At 64.3% G+C, this 15,691-nt stretch carries 18 protein-coding genes; 9 read left to right on the top strand and 9 right to left on the bottom strand.

Going from position 1 to position 15,691, the window contains the following annotated elements:
• The first annotated feature begins 176 nt into the window (after nucleotides 1-176).
• The 4 genes from AC0L2U_RS05715 (at nucleotide 177) to clpS (ending at nucleotide 1,819) form a co-directional block, all read left to right on the top strand.
• Nucleotides 177-479 carry a hypothetical protein gene (locus AC0L2U_RS05715; RefSeq protein ID WP_127266560.1) on the top strand — a complete coding sequence of 101 codons (303 nt, stop codon included), beginning with the start codon at nucleotides 177-179 and terminating at the stop codon, nucleotides 477-479.
• 39 nt (nucleotides 480-518) lie between these two features.
• Nucleotides 519-752: a hypothetical protein gene (locus AC0L2U_RS05710; protein ID WP_013529962.1), complete on the top strand. Its 234-nt coding sequence runs from the start codon at nucleotides 519-521 to the stop codon at nucleotides 750-752.
• A gap of 173 nt (nucleotides 753-925) precedes the next feature.
• Nucleotides 926-1,291 (top strand): hypothetical protein, encoded by a 366-nt coding sequence (locus AC0L2U_RS05705; protein ID WP_127266561.1) that lies wholly within the window; start codon nucleotides 926-928, stop codon nucleotides 1,289-1,291.
• Between the two features lie 222 nt (nucleotides 1,292-1,513).
• Nucleotides 1,514-1,819, top strand: a complete 306-nt coding sequence (gene clpS, locus AC0L2U_RS05700; RefSeq protein WP_127399452.1) for an ATP-dependent Clp protease adapter ClpS — start codon at nucleotides 1,514-1,516, stop codon at nucleotides 1,817-1,819.
• A 2-nt stretch (nucleotides 1,820-1,821) separates the two neighbouring features.
• On the opposite strand, the gene AC0L2U_RS05695 is transcribed toward clpS, so the two are convergent.
• The 4 genes from AC0L2U_RS05695 to AC0L2U_RS05680 form a co-directional block, all read right to left on the bottom strand.
• The gene (locus AC0L2U_RS05695; protein WP_128289916.1) at nucleotides 1,822-3,900 is read right to left on the bottom strand and encodes a hypothetical protein; all 2,079 of its coding nucleotides are present in this window, start codon (nucleotides 3,898-3,900) and stop codon (nucleotides 1,822-1,824) included.
• 63 nt (nucleotides 3,901-3,963) lie between these two features.
• Nucleotides 3,964-6,786, bottom strand: a complete 2,823-nt coding sequence (locus tag AC0L2U_RS05690; protein ID WP_473601545.1) for a DUF4159 domain-containing protein — start codon at nucleotides 6,784-6,786, stop codon at nucleotides 3,964-3,966.
• Complete coding sequence (locus AC0L2U_RS05685) at nucleotides 6,783-7,748, bottom strand: DUF58 domain-containing protein (RefSeq protein WP_473601544.1); 966 nt, start codon at nucleotides 7,746-7,748, stop codon at nucleotides 6,783-6,785. The genes AC0L2U_RS05690 and AC0L2U_RS05685 overlap by 4 nt, the downstream gene beginning before the upstream one ends.
• The gene (locus tag AC0L2U_RS05680; protein WP_127271985.1) at nucleotides 7,748-8,752 is read right to left on the bottom strand and encodes an AAA family ATPase; all 1,005 of its coding nucleotides are present in this window, start codon (nucleotides 8,750-8,752) and stop codon (nucleotides 7,748-7,750) included. The genes AC0L2U_RS05685 and AC0L2U_RS05680 overlap by 1 nt, the downstream gene beginning before the upstream one ends.
• A gap of 154 nt (nucleotides 8,753-8,906) precedes the next feature.
• On the opposite strand from AC0L2U_RS05680, the gene AC0L2U_RS05675 reads away from it, so the two are divergent.
• Genes AC0L2U_RS05675 through AC0L2U_RS05665 form a run of 3 tightly spaced genes read left to right on the top strand, consistent with a single transcriptional unit; the run spans nucleotide 8,907 to nucleotide 11,430 of the window.
• On the top strand, nucleotides 8,907-9,536 hold the full coding sequence (locus AC0L2U_RS05675; RefSeq protein ID WP_127326869.1) for a DUF1285 domain-containing protein: 630 nt from the start codon (nucleotides 8,907-8,909) through the stop codon (nucleotides 9,534-9,536).
• Nucleotides 9,536-10,168 carry a CoA pyrophosphatase gene (locus AC0L2U_RS05670; protein ID WP_127809523.1) on the top strand — a complete coding sequence of 211 codons (633 nt, stop codon included), beginning with the start codon at nucleotides 9,536-9,538 and terminating at the stop codon, nucleotides 10,166-10,168. The genes AC0L2U_RS05675 and AC0L2U_RS05670 overlap by 1 nt, the downstream gene beginning before the upstream one ends.
• Complete coding sequence (locus AC0L2U_RS05665) at nucleotides 10,165-11,430, top strand: CCA tRNA nucleotidyltransferase (RefSeq protein ID WP_473601543.1); 1,266 nt, start codon at nucleotides 10,165-10,167, stop codon at nucleotides 11,428-11,430. The genes AC0L2U_RS05670 and AC0L2U_RS05665 overlap by 4 nt, the downstream gene beginning before the upstream one ends.
• A 1-nt stretch (nucleotide 11,431) precedes the next feature.
• Here the strand turns inward: AC0L2U_RS05665 and AC0L2U_RS05660 are convergent, their stop codons facing one another.
• The 3 genes from AC0L2U_RS05660 to hemF all read right to left on the bottom strand — a co-directional run bounded on the left by AC0L2U_RS05660 (nucleotide 11,432) and on the right by hemF (nucleotide 13,334).
• Nucleotides 11,432-11,617: a DUF1059 domain-containing protein gene (locus AC0L2U_RS05660; protein WP_127269428.1), complete on the bottom strand. Its 186-nt coding sequence runs from the start codon at nucleotides 11,615-11,617 to the stop codon at nucleotides 11,432-11,434.
• Between the two features lie 233 nt (nucleotides 11,618-11,850).
• Nucleotides 11,851-12,111 carry a DUF1344 domain-containing protein gene (locus tag AC0L2U_RS05655; protein WP_127396775.1) on the bottom strand — a complete coding sequence of 87 codons (261 nt, stop codon included), beginning with the start codon at nucleotides 12,109-12,111 and terminating at the stop codon, nucleotides 11,851-11,853.
• Between the two features lie 308 nt (nucleotides 12,112-12,419).
• Nucleotides 12,420-13,334 (bottom strand): oxygen-dependent coproporphyrinogen oxidase, encoded by a 915-nt coding sequence (gene hemF, locus AC0L2U_RS05650; RefSeq protein ID WP_473563532.1) that lies wholly within the window; start codon nucleotides 13,332-13,334, stop codon nucleotides 12,420-12,422.
• 166 nt (nucleotides 13,335-13,500) lie between these two features.
• On the opposite strand from hemF, the gene AC0L2U_RS05645 reads away from it, so the two are divergent.
• Nucleotides 13,501-13,758: a hypothetical protein gene (locus AC0L2U_RS05645; protein WP_473601542.1), complete on the top strand. Its 258-nt coding sequence runs from the start codon at nucleotides 13,501-13,503 to the stop codon at nucleotides 13,756-13,758.
• Here AC0L2U_RS05645 and soxR read toward each other — a convergent pair.
• Both soxR and AC0L2U_RS05635 read right to left on the bottom strand, forming a co-directional pair.
• Nucleotides 13,755-14,216, bottom strand: a complete 462-nt coding sequence (soxR, locus tag AC0L2U_RS05640; RefSeq protein ID WP_473563530.1) for a redox-sensitive transcriptional activator SoxR — start codon at nucleotides 14,214-14,216, stop codon at nucleotides 13,755-13,757. The two genes, AC0L2U_RS05645 and soxR, sit on opposite strands and share 4 nt — an antisense overlap.
• A gap of 160 nt (nucleotides 14,217-14,376) precedes the next feature.
• Nucleotides 14,377-14,835 (bottom strand): tRNA (cytidine(34)-2'-O)-methyltransferase, encoded by a 459-nt coding sequence (locus AC0L2U_RS05635; protein ID WP_473563528.1) that lies wholly within the window; start codon nucleotides 14,833-14,835, stop codon nucleotides 14,377-14,379.
• 446 nt (nucleotides 14,836-15,281) lie between these two features.
• Between AC0L2U_RS05635 and AC0L2U_RS05630 the strand changes: the two genes are divergently transcribed.
• Complete coding sequence (locus AC0L2U_RS05630; protein WP_473601541.1) at nucleotides 15,282-15,677, top strand: hypothetical protein; 396 nt, start codon at nucleotides 15,282-15,284, stop codon at nucleotides 15,675-15,677.
• The last annotated feature ends 14 nt before the right edge of the window (nucleotides 15,678-15,691 follow it).

Genomic DNA, 15,691 nt, shown 5'->3' with positions numbered 1-15,691 from the left:
TCAGGCCATATGTTGGCCAGTGGCTATGATGGGTTCACACCGGCTTTCTCAGACACAATCCAGAAACAAAATTCTACAGTTCAGAAAAACTCCTGAAAAATTTCAAGGGCATAACTGGTCTCGTGGCGGTCAGGTCATCGGCTGCGACGCTAGTCTCCGGGTTTACGGATAAACCGATGCCAAGGTTGTCGATCAGTTTGTTGGGTGCGTTGCTGGGCTTCTGCCTGGTCACTGCCGCTGTCGGACAATCGGACGCAAAGGTGACGCTCACAACCCGGAGCGAACGGTGCGCCAATCTCAGCCACCAATTTGATGAAGCCCTCGAAACCCACGCCACGGCAACGCAGGTCACCGCGGCAAAGGCACTTCAGAGAAAGGGCAACCGGTACTGCGCCGCCAAGAAACAGGCGCAGGGCATCCGGATGCTCGCCAATGCTTTGAAGCTGCTTGGAGTGACGCCGAACGACCCGGTTCAGTAACACTCAGAAACTTGACCCGCATAAAAAGGAAACGAAGCCATGAAAAAGTCCATCCTCTCCGCCACCGGTCTCGCCGTCGCTCTGGCTTTCGCGATGCCGGCTCTCGGCAACGCCGCCGCCACCACGACCGCTGCTCCGGCTGCTTCGACGACCACCGCTCCGGCGACTGCCGCTCCGGCCAAGGCTGCTCCGAAGAAGGTCGTCAAGAAGACCGTCAAGAAGCACAAGAAGGCTGCCGAGAAGGCCGTCAAGAAGGACGCCCCGAAGACGTAATCAGGTCCGGCATAAAATGCCGGCTGTTGGCCAAGGACGCTCCAGCTGGTTTCGGCTGGAGCGGCCTTCTTCCTGTCCGAGCCACCGAAGCCCTGACGAAGTCTGGCACCGGCAGCTTCCGCCTCGACTGACACTTAACCCGTTTGCAACGCCGGCCGTGTAGGACAATCCGCATGAAGAAGCGGCTTTCGTCCATTTTGCGCTCGATGGTGATCGGCGGCCTGGTTGCCACCGGCGTCGCCAGGGTGCTGATCCTGTTCACCGCCAGCCCGGTGCCCGATCCGGCCACCGGACGCACCGAGCCTTCGCTGTTCGCGCCGGCGATTTCCACCAACTGGGACTACATCACGCCGGCACAGACCTGGCTGCTGATCGTGCTGACAGGCGCGACGTTGATCTGCGTCGCCGCGTGGCCGATCACGGTCTGGCTGGAACGCCGGGCGGATGCGGGTGGAAACCGCTTTCACCCCGATATCCGGCCCGCCACGACCGCGCGGCAGATTCCCAGCCGTCGCATGTTCGGCCGCCAGGGCCGTTGAACGGCAACCGACACTTTCCCACATGATTGTGAATGGCCGCGTCGGCGGACACTGGTTTTCGCGCGTCGACCAAAATGGACGACCGCTTTCGCTGGTGCCAGAATGGCGGCAGGGTTGCTACGCCAGAGCAATTCACCGTTTCGTGGAAACGGCGAACCGTTCTGATCCCGGGCGGAAAACCGTTTTACACTTTTCCTGGAATTGCTCTAACTGTCGGTTCCAATGCCTGAAATCACCACAAAACCGCGCGTCCAGGTCAAGCCGCAGGTCGAACGGCCAAAGCTCTACAAGGTCATCCTCATCAATGACGATTTCACGCCGCGCGAATTCGTCGTGACGGTGCTGAAGGCTGAGTTCAAACTCAGCGAAGACCAGGCGCATCGGGTGATGATCACCGCGCATCGTCGCGGCGTCTGCGTCGTCGCCGTGTTCACCAGGGATGTCGCCGAGACCAAGGCGACGCGCGCCACCGATGCCGGCAAGGCCAAGGGCTATCCGCTGATGTTCACGACGGAGCCGGAGGAGTAGCTCTACCGTCCTTCGCGGTACCACATCGAACCCATTGCCAGAAGCAGCAGGCCGAGGCCGAGGAAGCCGCCGAACAGCGGCACGCGCGAGACGGCCTTGAGCACGCTGTCGTCCGTGGTGCGCAGTCCGATCCAGTCGTTGCCGGATGCAGCACCAGCCGAGCGCACAGGCACGATGGAAGGCAGCGTCACGTCGCTGCCAAGGGCTGTGGACGACGCCAGCCGGCGCACGCTGCCGCCGGTGGCTTCAGCCGGCGCCTTCAGCCGGCTTTCGGTGGAAATGACGTCGGCGAATTCCGGGGCGTTGACCGGCCCGACATGGGCGAGCGCGGTGAGGTCGCCATTGGCGACCTGATAGAGGCCGATCTCGCTGGTCTCGACGCTGCCTAGGAAAACGCCGGGCTCGGATTTCTCGAGCTTGACGGTCAAGGTCTTGCCGGACGGGGTGATGATCTGCGCGGGGCCGGGATCGTCGGCCATCGTCTGGCGGCGGATTTCCAGCACCATGCCGCGGCCGTCGGCGGTCAGCCGCTCTTCCTCGAGCTCAGGCTCCTTCATCAGCCAGTGGGCGATGCGCCGGTAGAGCTGGACATGCGGGCCGCCGCCCTCGAAGCCGCGCGCCCACAGCCAGCCCTGATCGGACAGCAGCATGCCGACGCGGCCTTCGCCCTTGCGGTCGAGCAACAGCAGCGGCCGGTTGTCGGCGCCCTTCATCACCACTGCGCCTTCGGGATTCTGCACGCCGATGGTGCGGAACCAGCGGCTCCAGTGCGGCGGCTCGGTGGCAGAGCCATCCAGCCCACGCGTCACCGGGTGGCGCTGGCCGAGTTCGGTGAGGCGCGGATAGAAGGCCTTGTCGACCACCTCGCCGGTCGGCATCGCCGGCAGGGCGGACATCAGCGGCGTGCGCGCGATCGAGCTTTCGCCGGCATATTCGGGGCCGGCCGCGATCAGCAGCGCGCCGCCCTTTTCGACATATTCGGAGATGTAGTCGTAATAGAGGATCGGCAGCACGTCGCGGTGCTGGTAGCGGTCGAAAATGATGAGGTCGAAATCCTTGATCTTCTCGACGAACAGCTCGCGGGTCGGGAAGGCGATCAGCGACAATTCGTTGATCGGCGTGCCGTCCTGCTTTTCCGGCGGCCGCAGGATGGTGAAATGGACGAGATCGACCGAGGCGTCGGATTTCAGCAGGTTGCGCCAGGTGCGTTCGCCGGCATGCGGCTCGCCGGAGACGAGCAGCACGCGCAAGTTCTCGCGAATGCCGTCGATGAGCGCGATGGCGCGGTTGTTGGTGTCGGTCAGTTCGCCCGGTTCGCGATCGATGGCGAGTTCGACGATGTTGCGCCCGGCACCCGGAATGGTCACCTGCAGCGGCATCGCCTGGCCAACGGTGGCGTGCTCGACCGCGACCTGTTCGCCATTGACCGAGACGCGCACATCGACCGGGCCGGTCTCGTTTTCGGTCGAGATGACGCGGTAGGTCATGTCGAGCGGCTTGCCGACAAGACCGAAGCGCGGCGCGTTCTCGAAACGTATGCGGCGATCCTTCTCGTGATCGTTGCCGGTTATCAGCGCATGCAGCGGAGCGTTGAAATCGGGCGCTCCCGGGGGGGCGTCATGGACCTCGCCATCTGTGATCATGATGGCGCCGCCGATGCGTGACGGCGGCACGTCGCGGAAGGCGCCTTCAAGCGCGCCGAACAGCCGTGTCTCGGTGCGCTCCTCGGCGGCTTCGGATTTGCCGGCCTCGACGACGCGCACGTCGAACTGCTTGAAGCGGCCAAGCCGCTGCTGCAGCCCGGCCAACGCCTCGTCGGTCTGCTTGGTGCGGTCGCCGATATCCTGGCTCTGGCTGCGGTCGACGACGAGGGCGACAACACTTTTCAGCGGCTCGCGCTCCTCGTTGAGGAACACCGGGTTGAACAAAGCGGCGGCGAGCGCCAGAAGGGCGATGAAGCGGAAGACCGAACCGCGCTGGCGAAACCACAGGCCGACCAGCGCAAGCAGCGCCAGCGGCACCAGCGCCAAGGCCAGCAGTGGCCAGGAGATCAGCGGTTCGAAGGAGATCGACCAATTCATTCCTTACCCTCCCGTTTGTGGGGAGGGTTTATCCGCGACCGGAGGGCACCAAACAAACTCATTCTACTGCCCCAGCCGTTCGAGCAGTATGGGCACGTGCACCTGGTCGGATTTGTAGTTGCCGGTCAGCATGTACATCATGATGTTGACGCCGGCGCGCAGCGCGTAGATGCGCTGCATCGGGTCTGCCGGCACGGTTGGCAGCATCGCATCGCCGTTCTGGTCGACCGCCCAGGCGCCAGCGAAATCATTGGCGGTGATCATGATCGGCGAGACGCCATCGCCGGTACGCACCGGCCGGTTCTCGGCGTTGCTGGCGTCGAGCGAGGCCTCGACCCAGAGCGGGCTGCCGGCGAAGAGGCCGGGGAATTCGGGCAGGATGAAGAAGGATTTGGTCAGCACGTGGTCGGACGGTACCGGTTCCAGCGGCGGCACGTTGAGATTGCCGAGGATGTCGCGCAGCCGCTCCGTCGCCGGGCTGGTTGAATCGGCGCCGATGCCGTTGGCGAACTGGTCGCGGGTGTCGAACAGCACCGTGCCGCCTTGCTGCATATAGGCGTCGACGCGGGCGATCGCTGCCTGGCTGGGCATCGGTGCGGCCGGATCGATCGGCCAGTAGATCAGCGGATAGAACGACAACTCGTCCCTCGAAATGTCGACGCCGGCCGGCTCGCCCGGTTCCAGTGCCGTCTTCTCGACCAGAAAGCGCGTCAGGCCCTCGAGCCCGGCGCGGCTGATCGAATCGTCGCCCGGCACGCCGGTCAGTACATAGGCGATGCGGGTCTTCGAAATCGCCTCGATGGCAATTTCGTCACCCGGCTTGGCGTCGTCGGCGCGGGCAAGGTCGGCATGACCGAACGAGCTACCCAGCGCAATCAGGACGACGGCGGTGGCTGTCACGGCACCGGCGCGGCGCGGCCGGCGTGAAAACAGGCCCCCCATCCAGAACACCGCCAGCGTATCAAGCAGCATCAGCACCAGGGCGGCCGCGACCAGCGTGCCTTTCAAATTGCGCGATTCGTCAAAGGCATACTGGATCGAGGTGACCGGAACAGTGATTTGAGGGCGCGCCAGGGGCGCCAACTTGCTGTCGGCTTCCAGCAGATTGTGGGCAAATACACCCGTCTCGGAACCATAGAGACCAGGCGGGTTTTCAAAAGTCACCGGCAGCGCGCCAGCGCCCGGTACAAGCGGCCGTGCATCCGGCGTCGGCGGCACCAGCGAGCCGTCGGCTGCAATCATGCGATAGGGCGCCAGCGACGCCGCGGCGGCTTCGGCATTGGCGATGGCCGCGCCCTGGTTGCGCGACAGCTGCACGATGCGGCGCAGCATCTCGACGAAGCTGCCAGAGATCGGCAGGTTCGACCAGGTTGCCTCGGGGGTGACGTGGAACAGCACCAGCGTGCCCTTGCCTTTCTTCAGTCCGGTGACCAGCGGCGTGCCGTCGGCAAGGGCCGCCCAGGTGCGCTCGACGATATCGGGTGTCGGCTCGGCCAGCACCTGCCTGGTGACGGTGACCTCGGTCGGCGGCGCCAGATCGGCGAACGGGCCGGCCTTGGGGAATTCGGTGACAGGCTGCGGCGACGTCCATGACAGCGCGCCGCCGAGCGAACGCTCGCCGGTGCGAAGGCGGACGGGCAGCAAATCGTCGTCATCGCCCGCGGTGGCCAGCCGCGAACCGGCGAAACGCACCAGCGTGCCGCCATTGTCGACCCAATCGACAAGCCTCTGCCGAACCTGTCCGGGAATGGTGCCGATATCGGCCATGACGATCATCGCGGGCTTCTGGTCGAGGATTTGCGGGATGGCGTCGGCAAGATCGGCGCTGGAGGGTTCGACCAGATCGGCGAAGGGCTGCAGCGCCCGCCTGATGTAGTAGAGCGGCGACAAAAGCGGCTGTGCCTGGTCAGCCTCGGCCTGCGACAATAGGCCGACGCGCCGCCGCTTGGAGCTTTCGTCGAGGACGCGGACCGCACCGGCCTGCCGCTCGCCGTCGAGCGCGATGGAAGCGAAGTCGTTGCGCAGCTCGAACGGCACCGCCATGGTGCCGGTGGCGGTGGTTTCGCCAGGCGAAAAGGTCAGCGTCGCATCGGCGATGCGGCGGCCCTTGTCATCGAAGGCGCCGGCGGTGACCTGCGCCGGGGCAGGGTCGCCCGGCGCGCGGATGGCGGTCAGTGCAAATCCGTCGACCTGGTTGTCGGCGGCGGTCAGGCCGGTCAGCGACAGCCTGTCCGCGGTTGCCCAGACGACACGCGCGGCATTTTTCGACAGAAGCGTGTTGAAGGCGGCTTCATCGCCTTTTGCCGCCAGGCCGTCGGCAAGCACGGCGACACTGGCCCCGGGCAAGGTCTCCAGCACGCCGGCGACGCGGGCATAGATGGCGGGCCGGTCGGTCGGGATCGGCCGCGGCTTGGCGGCGCGCAGCCGGTCAAGGGCGGTGGCGGCATCGAACGGGCCGATCTCGGCATTGGCCTTTTCGGCGGTGAAGGCGATGACGACCGGCACGCCGTTGGAGCCGGCGTCGTTGATCAGCCGCTCGGCGGTGGCGACGCGTTTGCCCCAATCGGCGGCACTTGCCCAGTCATTGTCGATAACCAGGGCAAGGGCGGCTCCCTCGGCCGGCAGCTTTTCGCGCGGGTTGAAGACCGGGTCGGCCAATGCCGCGACGATGAGGGCCGCCATCAAGAGCCTGAGCAGCGTCAGCCACCACGGGCTCTGCTGCGGCGTCTCCTCGCGCTTCAGCACGCGCGCCAGGATCTTCAGCGGCGGGAAGATTTCGGTCTGCGGCTTGGGCGGCGTCAGCCTGAGCAGCCACCAGATCACCGGCAGTGCCAGCAGGCCCCACAGCACCATGGGGGCGCCAAAGGAAAGCGGCAGCCAACTCATGCGACAGCCTTTCTTGGCCGATCGCCACCGGCGATCGTGCCGGCATGACTGCCGGCGGTCGGCCTGGCCGAGGGGCCATCAGCGGTCATCGCCATGTGCAGCCGCACCAGCGCGTCGGAGGCGAGCCGATCGGTGTGGTTGACGGTAAAGCTCCAGCCAAGCCGTTTGCACCAGGCCGCCAGTTCGTGGCGGCGGGCGGCGTAGAGCAGGCGATACTCATCGCCGAGCATTTCGGCGCGGCCGGCGGTCAGCTTGTCGCCGGTCTCGGGATCGGTGAATTCGGTGCGGCCGGCATAGGGGAAGGTCTCCTCGGCCGGGTCGGCGACCTCGATCAGGTGGGCACGCACGCCGTGGCGGGCCAGCACGTCGAGCCAGGCCATCGTCTCTTCGACCGGATCGAGGAAGTCGCTGACGATGAAGATGTCGCAGAAGCGCCTGATGTCGGACAGGTCGGGTTTTGCCGGCAAATCGCCGGCATGCATCAACTGGGCGGCGATGCGTTCGGCGCCGTTGCGGGCGGTGAACGGGTCGGTGAGGCCCGGCCAGGCGATGCGCTCGCCGCTGCGCGACAACAGTTCGGCCATGGCCAGCGCCAGCACCAGCGCGCGCGATTGCTTGGAAACGCTGGCACCGGTCGATTTGTAGAGCATCGACGGCGAGGGGTCGGCCCACAGCCAGACCGTATGGGCGGCTTCCCATTCGCGGTCGCGCACATAGGTGTGGTCGTCGCGGGCCGAGCGGCGCCAGTCGATGCGCGAGGAATCACCCTCGACATAGGGCCGGAACTGCCAGAAATTTTCACCGATGCCGCGCTTGCGGCGGCCATGCCAGCCGGCGATCACGGTGTTGACGATGCGGCGCGCCTCGACCAGCAGGTCTGGCACAAGCGAGGCCCGCAACCGGCCACGGGCGAGCGCGTCGCGCGTCGCTGCCGGAGCCTGGACCTCGCCGATGCGCGGCATCAAATTCCTTTCACGAGTTTCGCTACCACGTCACGCACGCCGGTGCCTTCGGCGCGGGCGGCGAAGGTCAGCGCCATACGATGCTGCAGCACCGGCTCGGCCAGCGCACGGACGTCGTCAACCGAGGGCGCCAGCCGTCCGTCGTAAAGCGCGCGCGCCCTTGTGCACAGCATCAGCGCCTGGCTGGCGCGCGGGCCGGGACCCCAGGCGACGTTCTTGTCGGTCTCGGCATTGCCTTGGCCGGGACGCGCCGAGCGCACCAGCGTCAGGATCGCCTCGACGACGCTTTCAGGCACCGGCATGCGGCGGATCAGCGTCTGGATCTCCTTCAGCCGCACCGGCTGCAGGACGTTCTGGGCTTTCGCGTCCTCGATGCCGGTGGTTTCCAGAAGGATGCGGCGCTCTGCCTCGATTTCGGGATAGAGGATATCCACCTGCATCAGGAAGCGGTCAAGCTGGGCCTCGGGCAACGGATAGGTGCCTTCCTGCTCCAGCGGGTTTTGGGTTGCCAGCACGTGGAAGGGCGCCGGCAGGTCATGGCGGGCGCCGGCAATGGTGACGTGGTATTCCTGCATGGCCTGCAGCAGCGCCGACTGGGTACGCGGCGACGCGCGGTTGATCTCGTCGGCCATCAGCAACTGGGCGAAGATCGGCCCGGAAATGAAGCGGAAGGAGCGTTTGCCGGTCTCGTCCTGCTCCATCACTTCGGAGCCGAGAATATCGGACGGCATCAGGTCCGGCGTGAACTGGATGCGACGCGAATCGAGGCCGAGCACGATGCCAAGTGTTTCGACCAGTTTGGTCTTGGCGAGGCCCGGCACGCCGACCAAAAGCGCATGGCCACCGGCCAGCAGCGCCACCAGAGTACGCTCGACGACGCTTTCCTGTCCGAAGATGACCCGGCCGACCCCGTCGCGGATCCGGGAGATGTCGGCAAGCGCCTTTTCGGCCTCGGCGATCATGTCCTTTTCGCTGATAGGGCTTTCCTTGACCATCACGCTCATGCCGCATCGATCCTTGTGGTTGGAATACCATGGCTGGAACAACGGCTGCACCATACCATAAGTTGCCGCGATTCGGCCTCGCGTGGCGCCTATGTCGAAACTTAAATCACAGACTTAGGCTGACAAGCGCAACAACAGTGACTATTTCGTGACCATGACGGGACCCTTGGGACATCGTGAAGAAAGCCTGACGGATGCCACCGAGGCGCGTGGCCTCGAGGCGCTCATCTCGCGCGCCGCCCGTGCCGGCAAGGGCGCGGCACCCGTCGAACGCTGGAATCCCGACTTCTGCGGCGATCTGGACATGGAGATCAAGTCCGACGGCACCTGGTTCTATCTGGGCACGCCGATCGGGCGCATGCCGCTGGTGCAGCTTTTCTCCTCGGTGCTGCGCAAGGACGCCGATGGCAGGACCTATCTGGTGACACCGGTGGAAAAGGTCGGCATCCGCGTTGCCGATGCGCCGTTCATCGCGGTCGAAATGGACGTTTCGGGTAGCGGCGAAGCGCAGACCATCACCTTCCGCACCAATGTCGGCGATGTCGTCGAGGCGGGGCCGGAACGGCCGTTGCGGTTTGTCGACGAGAACGAGACCGGCGGATTGAAGCCCTATGTGCTGGTGCGTGGCCGCCTGGAAGCGCTGGTGGCGCGGCCGGTGATGTATGAACTGGTCGGGCATGGCGAGGAGGTCGAGATCGGCGGCAAGACGATGTTCGCGGTGCGCTCCAAGGGCGCCGTGTTCCCGATCATGCCGGCGGACCAGTTGAAGCGGCTGAGTGCGTGATGGACCAGGTGACGCCGGCGCCGTTTTCATCCGCGGATTTTCGCGCGCGTTTTGCCGTGCAGCCCGATGCGCATGCCGGCGACGATTATGGCGATCATCGCTTCAACCCCGGCCATCCGCGCCTCAACCAGGGCAAGGCGCTGCGCAATGCCGCGGTGCTGATCCCGGTGGTCGATCATGAGGGCGATGCGACGGTTCTCCTGACCAAGCGGGCTGAAAAGCTGCGCAGCCATTCGGGGCAGGTGGCATTTCCCGGCGGTACCATCGATCCGACCGATCCGAGCCCTGAGGCGGCGGCGCTGCGCGAGACTTCCGAGGAGATCGGGCTTGGCCGAGACCGCATCGAGATCATTGGCCGCATGCCCGACTATGTGGCCGGCAGCGGCTACCGCATCGCGCCGGTGCTGGGCATCGTGCTGCCCGGTTTCCAACTGACGCTCAACGCCGACGAGGTCGACGCCGCTTTCGAAGTGCCGCTGCGCTTCCTGATGGATCCGGCCAACCACAAGCGCGACAGCCGCATGTGGAACGATCTCGAATGGTTCTTCTACGACATGCCTTACGGCGACCGGCGCATCTGGGGCGTCACCGCCGGCATCATCCGTACCCTCTATGAAAGGCTCTATGCGTGAGTGTCTCGATCGCGGACAGGGCCGACTGGCTCGGCGACAAGCATCTGCAGCGCCTGCTGTTCGCACTGGCCGAAGGCGGTGAAGAGGCGCGAGTCGCCGGCGGCGCGGTGCGCAACACGCTGATGGGCCAGCCCGTCGCCGACATCGACATCGCCACCACCTGCCTGCCGGAGGAAACCCTCCGCCGCGCCGAAGCGGAAGGGTTCAAGGCGGTGCCAACCGGCATCGAACATGGGACAATCACCGTGGTTGCCGGCGGAAAACCTTATGAAATCACCACCTTGCGCGCCGATATCGAGACCGACGGGCGACGCGCGAAAGTGTCGTTCGGGCGCGACTGGAAGCTTGACGCCGAGCGGCGCGACTTCACCATCAATGCGCTCTATGCCGAGGCTGACGGCAGGGTTGTCGACCTGGTCGGCGGCATTGCCGACATCGAGGCACGCCGGCTGCGCTTCATCGGCGACCCGGAAGCGCGTATCCGCGAGGATTATCTGCGCATCCTGCGCTTCTTCCGCTTCTTCGCCTGGTACGGCGATGGACGGCCGGACGCCGAAGGGCTGAAAGCCTGCGCCCGGCTTAAGGAAGGGCTGTCCCAGCTTTCGGCCGAGCGCATCTGGTCGGAACTGAAGAAGCTCTTGTCGGCGCCCGATCCGTCACGGGCGCTGCTCTGGATGCGGCAGGCAGGCGTCTTGACCGCAGCGCTGCCGGAAAGCGAGAAATGGGGCATCGATGCCATCCATGGGTTGGCCAAGGCCGGGAAGGATCTGGGCTGGGCACCCGACCCGCTGCTCAGACTGGAAGCGATCGTGCCGCCCGATGCCGCTCGCATGAAGACGCTCGCCGAGCGGCTCAAATTCTCGACAGCCGAAGCGGATCGCCTGCGCCACTGGGCGCTTGCCACCGCCGTCGAACCGAAGACGACCGAGGGCGAACTGGCGAAAAGGCTCTATCGCGGCGACCGGAACGGGTTTGTCGACCGGCTGCGGCTGTCGCTTGCGGCAGCCAGGGTGCGCGCCGTCGAGGACAATGAGGCGCTGCTCGAAGCCGGTGGCTTTTCGCGCCTGCTTGCCTTCGCCGTCAAATGGGAAAAGCCGTTGTTTCCGCTGAAAGGTGCCGATCTCACGGCGCTCGGCGCAACTCCAGGACCGAAACTCGGCGAAATCCTCAGGAATCTCGAGGCGGAATGGGTCGAAGCCGGGTTTACCCCTGATCGCGACGCGCTCCTCAAGCGCGCCGCCGAAGCTTTGAACGCCGGGTAGATCAGGCCGCGTCGCGGCTCTTTTCGATGCGCGAGCGGATCGCCTCGATCATCGTCTCGCGGATAACCGTTTCGCCATGCGTCTCGCGCATGTGCTCGACGGCACGGCGCATCACCTCGGCCTCCTCGTCGGCACGCGTGTGCCAGTCACAGCCGGGCACGAGTGACCCGCAGTGAAATTCCTTCATCAGGTTTCTCCTTTTCCTCCGTGAAGCCTGGTCGAGGCTTCGGTACTTTTTTGGCTCATGGTCCAGTTCCAGGGTTTAATCCGCGGACCGCGAGCGGGTGAGAAGCATAACACAGATGGGACGGCATTGGTTGCGGTCAACGGCAAAAAGGCGGAGCAGCGCTGCTCCGCCCTCTTAACACTATCCCGAAACAGGACCGGACATCGTCTCATCCTGCTCTGGCGGGCAAGCCATCATTTTGCGGCCTTGACGGCCTCGGCGACCTTGTTCTTGCCCTTCATATCCCATGAGACACGGACTTTTTCACCGACCGTCAGGCCAGGATCCTTGAAGGTCTTGGGAAGCGTAAAAGACGATCCATCATCGAGGACCAGGCTCATGGCCGTCGTGTCAAAGGTCTTGATCGTCCCGGTGGTGTGCTTGACGGCGGCGAATGCCACTGAACCGGAAGCGAGAAGGGCAGCGGCGGCAGCCGAAACAATGATCTTGCGCATTGCGAAGTACTCCTGGAAGTAGGGCATCCCTCTCAATGAGGTGCCCCGCGTCGTCTGGGCCGTCCGGTCGCGTCGAGTCGCGGCTCGCTTTGTCTGACGCAATTCCGGTCGGAAAGCCGTTTCGCACTTTCCTGGAATTGCGCGCAGGCGAACCGCCGGCGCTTCCCGACCCGGCCCCACAAATAGGCCAGTCTTTTCAACGGCCTATTAGACGAAAAAGAAATTTTGCGCCGCACCGTGTGCCACATTCCATGCCTATTTCAAGCGAATGGGACATCAATGCGACTCACGCAAGGCTCACCATTTTGTTACGGCCAGCGGACCTCGGGCGGCAGGCTGGAGAGAATGGACGCGACATTGCCGCCGGTCTTCAGTCCGAAGATGGTGCCGCGATCGTGAAGCAGATTGAATTCGACATAGCGGCCGCGTCGGATGAGCTGTTCGTCACGGTCGCCATCGGTCCAGTTCTCGTTGAAGTTGGCGCGCACGAGGTGACCGTAGACGACGAGAAAGGAGCGGCCGACATCCCGGACGAAGTTGAAATCGGCATTCCAGCCGCCTTTGTCCTCGCCCGAATGCAGCCAGTCGAAAAAGATGCCGCCGGTGCCGCGCGGCTCGTTGCGGTGCGACAGATAGAAGTACTCGTCGCACCAGGCCTTGAATTTCGGGTAATCGGCGACCGCGGCATTCTTCTCGCAAGCGAATTGCATGGCGCGGTGGAAGGCGAGGGTATCAGGGTCGTCCTGGGTGCGGCGGCGATCGAGCACCGGTGTCAGATCGGCGCCGCCGCCGAACCATTGGCTGGAAGTGACCACCATGCGCGTGTTCATGTGCACGGCCGGAACGTTGGGATTCCACGGGTGCGCGATCAGCGAAATGCCGGATGCCCAGAAGCGTGGGTCTTCCTCGGCACCGGGCATCTGCTTCCTGAATTCGGGCGAGAACTCGCCATGGACGGTCGAAGTGTGGACGCCGACCTTTTCGAAGACGCGGCCGTGCATCATCGACATGGTGCCGCCGCCGCCGCGCCCCTCGTCACGTTCCCATGGCGTCTTCTCGAAGCGGCCGGGCGACCACGAGGCCAGCGGCCCGCCAAGGTCCTGCTCGATCTGCTCGAAGGTGGCGCAGATGCGTTCGCGCAGGGCCTCGAACCACAGCCGTGCCTTCATCTTCTTTTGTTCGATGTCGGCGGGCAGGCCTGCCGGTATTTCTGGTCGTTCCAAGTGCCGTCTCCGGTTGGGGCGGCGAGTCCCACAAATGACTCGTCTTTTGCCGGCGCGATCCCTAATCTCTTAAGGGCAAGGGTCAAGTCACTTTGGTTTTGCGCATGATCCTTTCCGAAACTCGATACCGATTTCGGGTCATGCGCCAGGTGCAAGGAGTTGTTTCGTGCGCACCCCGGCAAGACCGCCGCTGGGTGGCCTGAAGAAAAGGCTCGATCAAAGCCGGGCCGAGCGCGTGCGTATGCCGCGCGATGGTTTCCTGCGCGAGACCTTCGTGCTGCCGCGCTCCGATGCGCGGCTCAAGGCCAAGGAATGGTTCGAGCGCTTTCCCAAGCAGGCCTACTGGACCGAGATCGAAAGCTGGTTCGAGCGGCCGGGCGACCTCATCGAGTTCACCATCAGGCGGTTGCCAGCGGCTGACTAGGATGTCCTCGAGAGAGGCGGAGCAACCAGCCTCCTTGCCCCTGTCCCCTCGCGCGCCAGCCGGTCGCCCTTGTTGCGCAGCGGGCATTTGTCGATCGACATGCAGCCACAGCCGATGCAGTCGGTCAGCCCGTCGCGCAGTTTCTTCAACTGGGCGATCTTGTGATCGAGCCCGTCGCGCCAGGCGGTCGACAAAACGTTCCAGTCATCGCGCGTTGGCGTGCGGCCTTCTGGCAGCGAGGCCAGGGCTTCACCGATCTCGGCCAGCGAGATGCCGACCTCCTGCGCGACCTTGATGATCGCCACACGTCGCAGCACGTCGCGGCCGTAGCGGCGCTGGTTGCCCGACGTGCGGTGGCTGCGGATCAGGCCGCGGGCCTCGTAGAAATGCAATGCCGATACCGCCACCCCGCTGCGCATGGCGACCTGGCCGACTGTTAATTCCGTAACAGCAGCCATTTCGCACTTTCCGCTTGACCTCAAGTTAAGTTGAGCTTGTAGCGAAGAAATATCGTTTGGGCAAATGCAGGAGAAGGCGATGTGCGCCTGGGTGAGAATAAGTGGAGAAAGCTCTGTCGTCGTCGACGATAGGGGTGATGTTGTCGATGGGTTGTGGATTCTATCCGAGTTGCCGGATGGCTTCGCCCGCCGCCATGGCGACGGAAAGCGCGACGTTGATGCTGCGCGCCGTACCCTGCATCGGGATGGTCAGCCGCGCATCCGCCGCCTGGTGGACAGGGTCCGGCACGCCTGCGGATTCCCGGCCGAACAGGAGTATGTCGCCTTCGGCGAAGATGAAGCTGGTGTAGGCCGTCGTGGCTTTGGTCGACAGCAGCACCAGCCGGCGCGAACCAGCCTTGCGCCATTCCTCGAAGGCGTGCCAGTCGACATGCCGGGTCAGGGCGGCCATTTCGAGGTAGTCCATGCCGGCGCGCTTGAGCGCTTTGTCGGAGAGCGGAAATCCGGCCGGTTCGATGATGTCGACGCCGAGTCCGAGGCACGCGGCGAAGCGCAGGATTGTTCCGGTGTTGCCGGCAATGTCAGGCTGGTAGAGCGCGATGCGGAGACGACAGCTCATTTCCGCGTCCTTCTAATAAGTGGCGGATCGGCCACAGCGGCCTGGCGGTTTTGGAAATTGCTGGACCTGCGGGTGGCTATTTTCTGCGAAGTCGGGTATACAACCAGCATTGTCAACCCGAACCGATGGAGGGGTAATTCATGATGACCATGCACATCCAGCGCCCCTCTCGTGGGCTTACCTGCCTGCCGGCGGTTTCGGTACGACGATTCTCCTGACTCTCTAAGACTTGATCGCACCGATTCCCGCCGAAACGATTTTTCGGCTCCCGAAGGAATCCTGCGATGTTTTTCAAAAAGTCAAAAGGGCTGAACGCCCCATCTGAAGCTGTCCGGACCGATGATCGTCGTCATGTCCAGACCGACGCAATGCGTGCCTCCGGCCGAATGCCGGCGGACGATATTGCTTCGCCTTTTTATCTCGATTTTCACACGGAGGACGGACCGATGTTCGATCCCTACAGAATACCTGGCTCGAGGAGCCTGCATATCCATCGACTGCCGACCTGGGCGCTGCTGATCGGCGACACCTATTCGTCGGCGGTGCACGCCGAGGTTCGCCGCCGGCCGCATCGCGGCATGCTGCCGGATGTCGATTTTTCGCGCGCGGTTCCCGATCTGAGCCGGCCTTCGCTGGTGCGCCGGATCATCCGGCTGATCCGGCCGGGCGCGAAAAACCGGGCTGGCGGCACCGTGTCGTCAGGATCGTCTGGCGCAGCTGTCGGCGAAAAGCCCGCGAGCCCCTATATTGTGCGAAGCAGGGCCGACGGTCCGGGTGATTCCAGACCGTCGGCCCTTGACGCCATGGGTTCCGGGGATTTCGTACGCTCACGTGCCGCGTAAGCGGCAAACACATT

The sequence above is a fragment of the Mesorhizobium sp. WSM4808 genome (assembly GCF_055811675.1).
Note: the sequence above shows the minus strand (reverse complement) of the source record. Positions and strands in the feature narration are given on the sequence as shown.

Coding starts and splice junctions, on each gene's coding strand:
- AC0L2U_RS05695 (WP_128289916.1), bottom strand. CDS start 3,900: ATGAATTGGTCGATCTCCTTCGAACCGCTGATCTCCTGGCCACTGCTG.
- soxR (WP_473563530.1), bottom strand. CDS start 14,216: ATGGCTGCTGTTACGGAATTAACAGTCGGCCAGGTCGCCATGCGCAGC.
- clpS (WP_127399452.1), top strand. CDS start 1,514: ATGCCTGAAATCACCACAAAACCGCGCGTCCAGGTCAAGCCGCAGGTC.
- AC0L2U_RS05675 (WP_127326869.1), top strand. CDS start 8,907: ATGACGGGACCCTTGGGACATCGTGAAGAAAGCCTGACGGATGCCACC.
- AC0L2U_RS05635 (WP_473563528.1), bottom strand. CDS start 14,835: ATGAGCTGTCGTCTCCGCATCGCGCTCTACCAGCCTGACATTGCCGGC.
- AC0L2U_RS05685 (WP_473601544.1), bottom strand. CDS start 7,748: ATGCCGCGCATCGGCGAGGTCCAGGCTCCGGCAGCGACGCGCGACGCG.
- AC0L2U_RS05710 (WP_013529962.1), top strand. CDS start 519: ATGAAAAAGTCCATCCTCTCCGCCACCGGTCTCGCCGTCGCTCTGGCT.
- AC0L2U_RS05670 (WP_127809523.1), top strand. CDS start 9,536: ATGGACCAGGTGACGCCGGCGCCGTTTTCATCCGCGGATTTTCGCGCG.
- AC0L2U_RS05705 (WP_127266561.1), top strand. CDS start 926: ATGAAGAAGCGGCTTTCGTCCATTTTGCGCTCGATGGTGATCGGCGGC.
- AC0L2U_RS05655 (WP_127396775.1), bottom strand. CDS start 12,111: ATGCGCAAGATCATTGTTTCGGCTGCCGCCGCTGCCCTTCTCGCTTCC.
- AC0L2U_RS05660 (WP_127269428.1), bottom strand. CDS start 11,617: ATGAAGGAATTTCACTGCGGGTCACTCGTGCCCGGCTGTGACTGGCAC.
- AC0L2U_RS05690 (WP_473601545.1), bottom strand. CDS start 6,786: ATGAGTTGGCTGCCGCTTTCCTTTGGCGCCCCCATGGTGCTGTGGGGC.
- AC0L2U_RS05630 (WP_473601541.1), top strand. CDS start 15,282: ATGTTCGATCCCTACAGAATACCTGGCTCGAGGAGCCTGCATATCCAT.
- AC0L2U_RS05715 (WP_127266560.1), top strand. CDS start 177: ATGCCAAGGTTGTCGATCAGTTTGTTGGGTGCGTTGCTGGGCTTCTGC.
- AC0L2U_RS05680 (WP_127271985.1), bottom strand. CDS start 8,752: ATGAGCGTGATGGTCAAGGAAAGCCCTATCAGCGAAAAGGACATGATC.